Here is an 11,031-nt window from a genome sequence, read left to right on the forward strand (position 1 = left end):
GGGGGCGTTTGCGGGAGGGGGCGGAATCCTACGCCAAGCTCGCCCAGATAGCCGGCGCGAGATCTTACTTGTTGCTGCCTTCTACGGTCGCGCCAGAAAGGCGACGGCTCAGTTCTATCCGGCGATGGCTACGCATTTTGAAGGTGTCTGGCCCAACGCGCCGATACTCAATGAAGCCGAGAGAACGCCAAAATCGCTCTGCCGCTTCATTCGCTTCCAGCACGGCCAACCGAATCTCTGTGGCACCTCTCGCAGCGGCCCAGCTTTCGACCGTCGAGTAAATTGAGCGTCCGACGCCACGACCACGCTGTGCGGCATCTACGATCATGAAGCCGAGATACCATGTGCCATCACGCGGATAATCGCGGAGGATGGCCGCGATTGCATATAGGCCGCCAGGCCCCTTCCATCCCAGGACAGCTTGATTGTGGGCGCTCTTTTCGGGCGGCACATCGGAGAAAAGCTCGCGAGCATCGTCCAGCGTGGGCGCGGCCCCGTCCTGCAACAGGAAATAGTCGCTGCAACGGTTGTACAGGTCTGCAACGTCTGCGGCGTCCGCTTGGGTAAGTTTGATCGGGGCTCCCGTCATCATCATCGCGTTTTGGCAGCAAGCACGCGCTGACCGTAATCCCGGAGTTCCCCGTTGGGACCGACATAGCGGTAGAGAGTGACGCGCTCGATCCCGAGTTCCTTGCAGAGGTCGGAAACGGACGTGTCGCGTTGGGCCATAGCAGCCTGAGCGAGCCGCACCTGGGCCTTGGAGAGGGCGAACTTGCGGCCACCCTTGCGTCCCCGCGCGCGGGCAGCGGCCAGGCCAGCCATGGTGCGCTCGCGGATCATATCCCGCTCAAACTCCGCCAGTGTGGCAAAAATGCCGAACACCATCCGGCCCGATGGCGTCGTGGTGTCGATCTGCGCGCCCTTGCCGGTGAGCACCCGCAGACCGATACCGCGATCCGACAGATTCTGCACCGTGCTGACCAGGTGGGTGAGCGTTCGGCCGAGCCGGTCGAGCTTCCAAACGATGAGGACATCGCCGTCGCGCAACGATTTCAGGCAGGCGGCAAGACCGGGGCGATCATCACGGCTACCGGATGCACGATCATCATAGATATTGCCTGGCTCGACACCGGCAGCGCGAAGGGCATCGTGCTGCAGGTCGAGCGACTGCGAGCCGTCGGCTTTGGACACGCGGGCGTAGCCGATCAGCATGGATCACAAACGAAGGTTTGAGGCGGTGACGAACATGAGCACATAAGATTGGGCTATTGTGTATCTTAACCAGCATCTCAATCAAGCTATCTCAAACCGTAGCTCGGAAAGAATAAGGAGCATGTATGCCGCGTCGCGTGACCCTGACCGATCGACAGCGCGAGGCGCTGCTTCACTTGCCGGTCGATCAAGGTGAGCTGCTGCGGCACTATACCCTCAGCGATGAGGATCTCGGGCATATCCGCCAGCGCCGGCGCGCCCACAATCGTTTTGGCTTCGCGCTGCAACTGTGCGTCCTGCGCTACCCGGGCCGGGTGCTCGCTCCTGGCGAGTTGATCCCGGCGCAGGTATCGGATTTCATCGCGGCCCAGCTCGGCCTGACCAGCGACGATCTACTCCTCTATGCCGCGCGCGAGGAGACCCGGCACGAGCATCTGGCGGACCTTCGCCGAATCTACGGCTATCGCTCCTTTTCGGGGCGGGGCGCACGGGATTTGCGCGAATGGATCGCTCGGGAAGCCGAGGCGGCGACATCGAATGAGGATCTTGCCCGTCGCTTCGTTGCGGAGTGTCGCCGCACCCGCACGATCCTTCCCGGCTCCTCGACGATCGAGCGCCTTTGCGCCGATGCGCTGGTTGAGGCCGAGCGCCGGATCGAGGATCTTATCGCCCATCGCATCACGCCAACCCTGAGCGAGAATTTGGCTCACCTGTTGGAGGATACGGTGGATGGTCGCGTCACGCGCTTCGTATGGCTGCGACAGTTCGAGGTTGGCGCAAATTCAGCAGCCGCTAACCGGCTGATGGATCGACTGGAATATCTTCAAAGGTTCGATCTTCCGGCGGATTTGCTGGACGGCGTGCCGGCGCATCGTGTGACCCGGCTTCGCCGGCAGGGCGAGCGCTATTACGCCGACGGCATGCGTGATCTGCCCGAAGACAGGCGGCTTGCGATCCTCGCTGTCTGCACCCTGGAATGGCGGTCATCGCTGGCCGATGTCATCGTGGAGACCCACGATCGCATCGTAGGCCGTCTCTATCGGGCCTCCGAACGCCTTTGCAACACCAGGATCGCCGACGCAAAGGCGGCCGTTCGGGACACGCTGAAGTCCTTTGCCGAAATCGGTGGTGCTTTGCTTGGAGCGCAGGACGATGGCACGGCCCTGGACGGGATAATCGCCACCGGGCCTGGCTGGGAACGGTTCAGAACCCTTGTCGCCACGGCCTCCGCACTGACCAACGTGCTCGCGGCCGACCCGCTCAGCCGTGTGCTGGACGGCTATCACCGTTTCCGCCTCTACGCGCCCAGGATGCTGCGCCTGCTCGACATGCAGGCGGCGCCGATCGCCACGCCTCTTCTGGCGGCCGTTGCGATGCTGCGTAACGGGATCAAGGTCGATCCGCCGGTGGATTTTCTACGTCCCAACTTGAAATGGCATCGTCATCTTCGCGCTGAGCCCAGCGGCGACCACCGGCTTTGGGAAATCGCGGTGCTGTTCCACATCCGCGACGCCTTCCGGTCCGGTGACATATGGTTGGCGGGATCGCGCCGCTATGGCGACCTCAAGCAGCTTCTGGTCCCGCCACAGGCGATAGAGCAGACCGCGCGGCTCGCCGTGCCGCTGCGACCCGGCGAATGGCTGGCCGAGCGCAGGGCTCGACTGGATACACGGCTGAAGGAGTTTGGCCGCGCGGCGCGAACCGGCACGATCCCAGGCGGCATCATCGAGAACGGCAAGCTGCACATCGACAAGCTGAGGGCCGACACGCCCGAAGGGGCCGAGGATCTCGTGCTCGATCTCTATCAACAGCTCCCGCCCGCGAGGATCACCGATCTGTTGCTGGAAGTCGATGAGCGAACCGGATTTTCCGAGGCGTTCACGCATCTGCGCACCGGCGCGCCCTGCAGCGACCGGATCGGCCTGATGAACGTGTTGCTGGCGGAAGGCGTCAATCTCGGTTTGCGCAAGATGGCGGCGGCGACCAACACGCACAGCTTCTGGGAATTGCTGCGGATCGCGCGCTGGCATGTCGAAGGCAGCGCCTATGATCGGGCGCTCGCCATGATCGTGGAGGCCCACGCCGCCCTGCCCATGGCCGCCTTCTGGGGACAAGGGCAATCGGCATCCAGCGACGGGCAGTTCTTCCTTGCTACCGAGCAGGGCGAGGCGATGAATCTGATCAACGCGAAATATGGCAACGTCCCGGGCCTCAAGGGATACAGCCATGTGTCCGATCAATATGCGCCGTTCGCAACCCAGGTGATCCCGGCAACGGTCAGCGAGGCTCCCTATATCCTGGACGGGCTGCTCATGAATGACGCGGGCCGCCGCGTTCGCCAGCATTTTGCCGACACGGGCGGCTTCACCGATCATGTGTTCGCCGCCTGCGCCTTGCTCGGCTACAGGTTCGCCCCCCGTATCCGCGATCTCCCTCAGAAAAGACTCTATGCCTTCACGCCCAACGCGACGCCGGCCAATGTGCGAGCGCTGGTCGGAGGTAAGATCAATGAACCGCTCATCGAGCGCAACTGGCCCGACATCCTGCGCATCATGGCGACGATCGCAGCGGGGATCGTCGCCCCCAGCCAGATTCTTCGCAAGCTCGCCTCTTACCCGCGCCAGAATGGCGTCACCTCAAGCTTTGTACGCTGAACAACGATTTTCCGGACATAATGTGAACATTGGTGTCAGGCAGCGGCGCGAAGGTACTGGTAGAGGGTTTCGCGGCTGATGCCCATGTCGCGCGCTATGGTCGCCTTGCGTTCACCGGCGGCAACGCGGCGGTGCAGATCGGCAATCATCTCATCCGAGAGCGACCGTTTCCGCCCCCGATAGGCGCCGCGCTGCCGAGCGATCGCAATGCCTTCGCGTTGCCGTTCGCGGATCAGAGCGCGCTCGAACTCAGCAAACGCACCCATGACCGAGAGCATCAGATTGGCCATCGGGGAGTCCTCCCCCGAGAAGGACAGGCTTTCCTTCTCAAACTCGATCCGGATACCTCGCTTGGTGAGGCCCTGGACCAGCTTGCGCAGGTCATCCAGATTGCGGGCCAACCGATCCATGCTGTGGACGACGACGGTATCGCCTTCGCGGGCGAAAGTGAGCAGAGCCTCAAGCTGGGGGCGGTTGACGTCCTTGCCCGATGCCTTGTCGGTGAAGGTCCGATCGAGCGACTGACCTTCCAATTGGCGATCCACATTCTGATCGAACGTGCTGACCCGGACATAGCCGATCCGTTGCCCCTTCACTGCGCACTCTCTCCATCAAAATGTCAGGTTGAAATCTATGATACGTAACGAAATTCGTCAACAAATTCCGTTTATCACCCTAATCTGACAGAAACCGCAGTACCGCCCTGACGTCCAGTTAGGCTATACTCCAAGCTGACATCACAAAATCAAATCCCTCAAAGATGGCGTCAATTGCCTTGATGGGGTAAAAACTGGAGTGCTTCCAGGATGGGACATTCGGCAACGTCATCTCCAGTGCATCTGGCTAACGTGGTCGCCAGCGTCACCTCTATCTTCTGCAAATCTGCAATGCGGCGGCGGACATCTTCAAGGTGGAGTTCGGTTCTCGCCATAACCTCCGCGCAGGTTTGTGCACCGGTATCGGTGAGCGACAACAATGACCGTATCTCATCCATTGCATAGCCAAGGTCGCGCGCGCGCAGGATGAACTGCAACCTTTGCACCAGTTCCGGCGAATAGACGCGGTAGCCGTTGGAACTGCGAGGCGGCCCCGGCAGCAATCCCACCTTCTCGTAATAGCGGATGGTTTCGAGATTGCAGCCTGTTTTCCGGGCAAGCTGGGCACGCAAGATGCCGACCTGTTGCTCCATGAAAATACCTCTTGAGTCTGTAGTGGCTACAGAGCCTACACTGCGAATCACTCAGTTGGAACAAGGGATTCAAGCCATGGTCTCAACGCCGGAAGCGGGACAGCCAGCCCTCACCGAAAACCACGAGCCGAAGCAGGCAAACTGGGTTGCGGCGGGCGCATTGATCGGCGCGGGGCTCGCCTCGGCTTGCTGCGTCGTCCCGCTACTGTTGGTTATGCTCGGAATTTCCGGCGCGTGGATCGCCAACCTGACGGCGCTCGAACCTTACAAGCCCTATGTCGCAGGCGTAACGCTCGCGCTGCTCGGCTACGGCTTCTGGCATGTCTATTTCAAGCCGAAACCGCCCTGTGAAGACGGTTCCTACTGCGCTCGTCCACAATCGGCTTGGACCACCAAGGCGGTGCTGTGGCTGGGCCTTGCCGTCGCCATCCTGGCGCTCACCATCGACTGGTGGGCACCCTGGTTCTATTGAAAGGAAATACCCATGAAAAAGACAGTATGTATCGCTATGGCCGTGCTGGCTATGGCTGGCGGCGGGGTCGCCTATGCAGTTAGTGGCACGGCGCAAGATCGCCCCGCGGCTACCGCAACCGCTCAGAAGCAAACCACCTTTGCCATAGAGAACATGACCTGCGCCACCTGCCCGATCACCGTGAAGAAGGCGATGGAAGGCGTCGCCGGGGTAACGGCGGTCACGGTCGATTTCGCAGCCAAGACCGCGCGCGCAACCTATAACCCGCGCCGCACCAATGCTGCTGCGATTGCCGCTGCATCAACCAACGCGGGTTATCCGGCGCGCGCTATTCAAAACTGAGCGGGGCGCCGCCAGCGCCTCAAGAAAGCGATAAGCAATGAACGACTGTTGCAACCGCCCCGGGCAGGAAGGATTTGACGTGGCCGTCATCGGCGCGGGTTCTGCCGGGTTCTCCGCCGCGATCGCCGCTGCCGATCTGGGCGCGAAAGTGGCGCTCGTCGGTCACGGCACGATTGGCGGCACCTGTGTCAATGTTGGCTGCGTTCCTTCCAAGACGCTGATCCGCGCCGCCGAAGCGGTGCATGGTGGGCTTGCCGCCGCGCGCTTTCCCGGCCTTGGGGGCGCTGTCCAGATGGATGACTGGTCCGTATTGGCGGCGTCGAAGGACGATCTTGTCACGACGCTGCGCCAAAAAAAATATGTCGATCTGCTGCCCGCCTATGACGGTGTGAGCTATATCGAGGGCAAGGCACGCTTTGCCGATGGTGCGCTGATTGTCGGCGATGCGCCCATGAAGGTCGGCAAGGTCATATTGGCGATGGGTGCGCACGCCGCCGTGCCGCCGATTCCGGGGATGGACAGCGTGCCCTACCTAACCAGCACATCGGCGCTGGCGCTGGATCGCTTGCCCAAATCGCTGCTGGTGATCGGTGGCGGGGTGATCGGGGTAGAACTGGGACAGATGTTTTCGCGTCTGGGCGTTGATGTCACCATCTGCTGCCGAAGCCGCCTGCTCCCCGAAATGGACCCGGAAGTGAGTGCCGCGCTGAAAAACTATTTGGAAGCCGAGGGCGTGCGGGTTTGCGCAGGTGTCGGCTATCAGCGTATCGCCCAAACACAGAGCGGGGTCGAATTGACCTGCGAGGGGCATTGTGACACCGTCGCGGCGGAACAGGTGCTCATCGCCACCGGACGCCGACCCAATAGCGACGGGCTTGGGCTGGAGGAGCGCGGCATAGTGCTTGCCCGTAATGGTGGAATCGTCGTCGATGACCACCTCGAAACGTCGGTTCCAGGCATTTACGCGGCGGGCGATGTAACGGGACGGGACCAGTTCGTCTACATGGCCGCCTATGGCGCAAAACTGGCCGCGCGCAACGCGGTGACGGGCAACCAATACCGCTACGACAATTCCTCCATGCCATCCGTCGTCTTCACCGACCCGCAAGTCGCCAGCGCCGGCCTCACTGAAACGACAGCACGGGCGCAAGGCCTGGACATCAAGGTTTCGCTGCTCCCGCTCGATGCTGTGCCAAGGGCACTGGCAGCACGCGATACGCGGGGTCTCATCAAACTGATTGCCGACAAGGCGAACGACCGTTTGCTGGGCGGCCAGATCATGGCACCCGAAGGCGCGGATTCGATCCAGACACTGGTGCTGGCGATCAAACACGGCATGACCACCCTGGAATTGGGTGCAACGATATTTCCTTACCTGACCACTGTGGAAGGCCTCAAACTGGCGGCCCAAACGTTTGATAAGGATGTCGCCAAACTGTCTTGCTGCGCCGGGTGATTGCTCGGGGATCAACCGGCAACGAATGGCCTCCCTCCAGTGCAAGCCGCTTTGGTGTCAATTTTGTTATTCGCCTCAGCGGGAGAGCAAAATGGCACGACGCCGACTTCTGACCGGAGACGAGCGCCGGCGCCTGTTCGATCCTCCTGTCCAAGAAACCGCGATCATTGGGCATTATACCCTTTCTGCGGAAGATGTTGAATTGGTTGGGCGCCGCTATGGTCCAGCAAATCGCCTCGGTCTGGCTGCACAAATCGCTTTGATGCGACATCCCGGCTTTGGTCTGCAACCCGAGATCGGGCTTCCCGACGTCATTCTTCAGTACCTCGCGGCACAGTTATTCGTCGATCCTTCCTCCTTCTCTGCATATGGTCAGCGCGCGCAAACCCGTACCGATCATGCCGATCTCGTGGCGCGTTATCTTGGCATACGCCCGTTTCGACGCGGCGACCTGGCACTTGCCCTGAATCTTGCCGCGCAAGCCGCCGAGTATACAGACAGAGGTGAACCGATTGTTCGCGCCCTCATGGTTGGCCTGAAGGGTGAGCGGTTCATTCTTCCGTCAGGCGACACACTGGAACGCGCCGGTCTTGCTGGCCGGGCACGCGCACGCAAAGCTGCCGCAGCCGCAATCGTCGAAGGCCTCAGCTCTGCTGAACTGACACGGCTAGACGAACTCGTAATCAACAACCCGGATTTCGGCATGACACCGCTGGCGTGGTTGCGTAATTTCGAAGAAGCCCCGACTGCGGCCAATATCAATGGCTTGCTTGAGCGCCTGCGCTATGTTCGCGGCATAGGTATCCACCCGGTAGTTGGGGGCGCCATTCCGGAATTCCGCTTTGCCCAATTTGTCCGCGAGGGCGGCGTGGCACCGGCATTCCTGCTTTCGGATTACAGCGTCAATCGCAGGCGGGCGACGTTGACGGCCGCAGTGATCGACCTTGAGGCCAGACTTGCCGATGCCGCGATCCAAATGTTTGACCGACTTATCGGCGGCATGTTCACGCGCGCGCGGCGTGGGCGCGAGCGTCGCTACCAAGATAGTATTCAGTCGGTGGGGCAACTCATGCGGCTGTTTGGCGCCACGATTACAGCACTTGATGAGGCTGTCCAGAATGGCGGCGATCCGCTCGAATTGATTGACGAAGCGGTGGGCTGGCACCGGCTTGTTGCGGCAAAGGCCCAAGTAGATGCCCTTGCTGATCTTGCCGGCGAGGACGCACTGGTAACGGCAACCGAGCGTTACGCCACGCTACGGCGTTTCAGCCCGGCATTTCTGGACGCCTTCACCTTCAAGGCGTCTGGAACAGGGACGGCACTGATCAAAGCCATCGATGTCATTCGCGATGCGAACACACGAAAGTCGCGCGACCTTCCCGATGGCGTTCCACTGCCATTCCCCAATCGGCAGTGGAAGCGTCTCATCACCGAAAGCGGCCGTATCGACCGCCGACGTTATGAAATTGCGATCATGGCAACCTTGCGTGATCGTTTGCGCGCCGGTGATGTATGGATCGAGGGAACCCGCAACTATCAGCGCTTCGATGCCTATTTGCTGGGTCGGCGCGACGCCGCCAAAGTGGCGGATGTGCTTCCGTTCGATTCAAATGCTGCATCCTACCTCGCTGACCGGGCACGAAATCTTGACTGGCGGCTGCGCCGATTTGCCAAGCAGTTGAAAACAAACAAGCTTGAGGGAGTGTCGCTCGAACGAGACCGGCTCAAGCTTCAGCAAATGCCGCCTGTCACCCCACCGGAAGCTGAAGCCCTCGATCGCAAGCTCGATACCCTGCTTCCCCGCGTGCGCATCACCGAGCTGCTGCTTGAAGTCGCCGAACGCACTGGTTTTTTGAACGCATTCCGTGACCTGCGCTCAGGCAAGGAGCACGACAACCCCAGCACGGTACTCGCCGCAATTCTGGCTGATGGCACCAACCTCGGGCTGGAGCGGATGGCCAATGCCAGCGAAGGCGTCAGCTATGCCCAACTCGCATGGACCCACAACTGGTATCTTTCACCCGAGAACTATCAGGCCGCGCTGGCCATGATCATCTCAGCCCATCACGAATTACCCTTCGCGCGGCATTGGGGCGCTGGCACCAGTTCGTCGTCCGATGGCCAGTTCTTCCGGTCGGGGCGGAGCCGTTCAGGGGCGGCGGACGTCAATGCCAAATATGGCGCCGAACCTGGCGTGAAAATCTATTCTCACCTTTCCGATCACTTCGCATCATTCGGATCACGGATCATGTCCGCGACGGCAGGTGAAGCGCCTTACGTGCTCGACGGGCTTGTCCTGGGCGCCGGCAACCTTCCGTTGCATGAGCACTATACCGATACCGGCGGCGCCACCGATCATGTTTTCGCACTCTGCCACCTACTCGGGTTCCGCTTCGCGCCCCGGCTGCGCGATATTGGCGACCGCAAGCTGGGTTCGATCGCTGCGCCATCGACATACAAGGGCATCGAAAATCTGATGGGCCGCACCATCAAAACGGCAGCGATCGAGGCCGATTGGGATGACATCGTCAGGATTGTCGCCTCAATCAAGGATGGCACGGTGGCGCCGTCAGTAATCTTGCGAAAACTTGCCGCCTACAAACGCCAGAACAGGCTGGATTTTGCATTGGCTGAACTGGGCCGTATCGAGCGCACTTTGTTCACGCTCGATTGGCTTGAACAACCGGAACTGCGACGTGCCTGTCAGGCCGGTCTCAACAAAGGCGAGGCGAGGCACACGCTTGCCGCCGCCATCTATACCAACCGGCAGGGTCGGTTCACCGATCGCTCGCTGGAAAATCAGGAATTTCGCGCATCTGGGCTGAACCTGCTGATTGCGGCGATTTCCTACTGGAACACGGTCTATCTCGACCGGGCCGCCCAGCACCTCAACGCTGTCGGCACGACGTTCGATGCGGCACTGCTTGCGCACCTTTCTCCGATGGGCTGGGCGCACATCAGTCTGACCGGCGATTACCTCTGGGAGCAGGCCAGGCGACTTCCAGCAGGTGAATTCCACCCACTCAACGAGCCAATGGCGCGGTTGAAGCGTGTAGCGTAGCCCATGTTCCGCTTATGTCCGAGAAATCGTTGTCTGGCGAACAAACCTTGAGGTGACGCCAGAATGAGCTGGCCCTCGCATTGCGAGAGGTGGGCCGCATCGAGCGAACCCTGTTCATGATCGACTGGATTCTTGATGCCGGCCTCCAGCGCCAGGCTCAGATCGGCCTCAACAAGGGTGAGGCCCACCACGCCCTAAAGCGCGCCATCAGCTTCCACCGCCGAGGTGAAATCCGGGATCGATCCGGCGAAGGCCAGCACTATCGCATCGCCGGAATGAACCTGCTCGCCGCCATCATCATATTCTGGAACACCATGAAGCTCGGCGAGGTCGTCAATACCCGGGCCGCCAGCGGTACCCATATCGCGCCTGATCTACTCGCCCACGTCTCGCCGTTGGGATGGGAACACATCAATCTAACCGGGGAATATCGCTGGCCCAAATCCTTAGCGTAGGATTCCGCCCCCTCCCGCAAACGCCCCCTACGATTGAGAAGCGCGGCGGAATCTCTTAGATTGATCGCTGGAGGCTTTGTTCGCGGAGACGCGCACATTGCCTTCTTTTCGTTTTAGGAAGCGCTGCCCTAAGCGACAGAAGCCAGAGCTTTGACAATGCGGCATTCCGCGATGGAGCCGACCATGTATC

At 60.8% G+C, this 11,031-nt stretch carries 8 protein-coding genes and 2 pseudogenes; 6 read left to right on the forward strand and 4 right to left on the reverse strand.

Annotation, left to right across the window (positions count from 1 at the left end; translation table 11 throughout):
- Positions 1-64: 64 nt before the first annotated feature.
- Both XM50_RS01860 and XM50_RS01865 read right to left on the reverse strand, forming a co-directional pair.
- Positions 65-595 (reverse strand): GNAT family N-acetyltransferase, encoded by a 531-nt coding sequence (locus XM50_RS01860; protein ID WP_007686150.1) that lies wholly within the window; start codon positions 593-595, stop codon positions 65-67.
- Complete coding sequence (locus XM50_RS01865) at positions 592-1,212, reverse strand: recombinase family protein (RefSeq protein WP_008832583.1); 621 nt, start codon at positions 1,210-1,212, stop codon at positions 592-594. The genes XM50_RS01860 and XM50_RS01865 overlap by 4 nt, the downstream gene beginning before the upstream one ends.
- Positions 1,213-1,337: 125 nt before the next feature.
- Between XM50_RS01865 and XM50_RS01870 the strand changes: the two are divergent.
- A pseudogene (locus XM50_RS01870) lies at positions 1,338-3,839 on the forward strand (Tn3 family transposase); the annotation flags it as partial.
- 62 nt (positions 3,840-3,901) lie between these two features.
- Here XM50_RS01870 and XM50_RS01875 read toward each other — a convergent pair.
- The gene (locus XM50_RS01875) at positions 3,902-4,462 is read right to left on the reverse strand and encodes a recombinase family protein (RefSeq protein ID WP_004213255.1); all 561 of its coding nucleotides are present in this window, start codon (positions 4,460-4,462) and stop codon (positions 3,902-3,904) included.
- Positions 4,463-4,632: 170 nt separating this feature from the next.
- Positions 4,633-5,055 carry a MerR family transcriptional regulator gene (locus XM50_RS01880; RefSeq protein WP_014072603.1) on the reverse strand — a complete coding sequence of 141 codons (423 nt, stop codon included), beginning with the start codon at positions 5,053-5,055 and terminating at the stop codon, positions 4,633-4,635.
- Positions 5,056-5,131: 76 nt separating this feature from the next.
- Between XM50_RS01880 and XM50_RS01885 the strand changes: the two genes are divergently transcribed.
- The 5 genes and pseudogenes from XM50_RS01885 to XM50_RS01905 form a co-directional block, all read left to right on the forward strand.
- On the forward strand, positions 5,132-5,527 hold the full coding sequence (locus tag XM50_RS01885; protein WP_014072602.1) for a mercuric transporter MerT family protein: 396 nt from the start codon (positions 5,132-5,134) through the stop codon (positions 5,525-5,527).
- Positions 5,528-5,539: 12 nt separating this feature from the next.
- The gene (locus XM50_RS19390) at positions 5,540-5,869 is read left to right on the forward strand and encodes a heavy-metal-associated domain-containing protein (protein ID WP_004213249.1); all 330 of its coding nucleotides are present in this window, start codon (positions 5,540-5,542) and stop codon (positions 5,867-5,869) included.
- Positions 5,870-5,948: 79 nt separating this feature from the next.
- Positions 5,949-7,325: a mercury(II) reductase gene (gene merA, locus XM50_RS01895; protein WP_021222959.1), complete on the forward strand. Its 1,377-nt coding sequence runs from the start codon at positions 5,949-5,951 to the stop codon at positions 7,323-7,325.
- A 91-nt stretch (positions 7,326-7,416) separates the two neighbouring features.
- Positions 7,417-10,386 (forward strand): Tn3 family transposase, encoded by a 2,970-nt coding sequence (locus tag XM50_RS01900; RefSeq protein ID WP_014072601.1) that lies wholly within the window; start codon positions 7,417-7,419, stop codon positions 10,384-10,386.
- A gap of 56 nt (positions 10,387-10,442) precedes the next feature.
- Positions 10,443-10,841: pseudogene (locus XM50_RS01905) on the forward strand (Tn3 family transposase); the annotation flags it as partial.
- Positions 10,842-11,031: the final 190 nt, after the last annotated feature.

Source organism: Sphingomonas sp. Ag1 (assembly GCF_000980895.1).
In the GTDB taxonomy this organism is placed as follows: domain Bacteria; phylum Pseudomonadota; class Alphaproteobacteria; order Sphingomonadales; family Sphingomonadaceae; genus Sphingomonas; species Sphingomonas panaciterrae.

Coding starts and splice junctions, on each gene's coding strand:
- XM50_RS01860 (WP_007686150.1), bottom strand. CDS start 595: ATGATGATGACGGGAGCCCCGATCAAACTTACCCAAGCGGACGCCGCA.
- XM50_RS01865 (WP_008832583.1), bottom strand. CDS start 1,212: ATGCTGATCGGCTACGCCCGCGTGTCCAAAGCCGACGGCTCGCAGTCG.
- XM50_RS01880 (WP_014072603.1), bottom strand. CDS start 5,055: ATGGAGCAACAGGTCGGCATCTTGCGTGCCCAGCTTGCCCGGAAAACA.
- XM50_RS01885 (WP_014072602.1), top strand. CDS start 5,132: ATGGTCTCAACGCCGGAAGCGGGACAGCCAGCCCTCACCGAAAACCAC.
- XM50_RS19390 (WP_004213249.1), top strand. CDS start 5,540: ATGAAAAAGACAGTATGTATCGCTATGGCCGTGCTGGCTATGGCTGGC.
- XM50_RS01900 (WP_014072601.1), top strand. CDS start 7,417: ATGGCACGACGCCGACTTCTGACCGGAGACGAGCGCCGGCGCCTGTTC.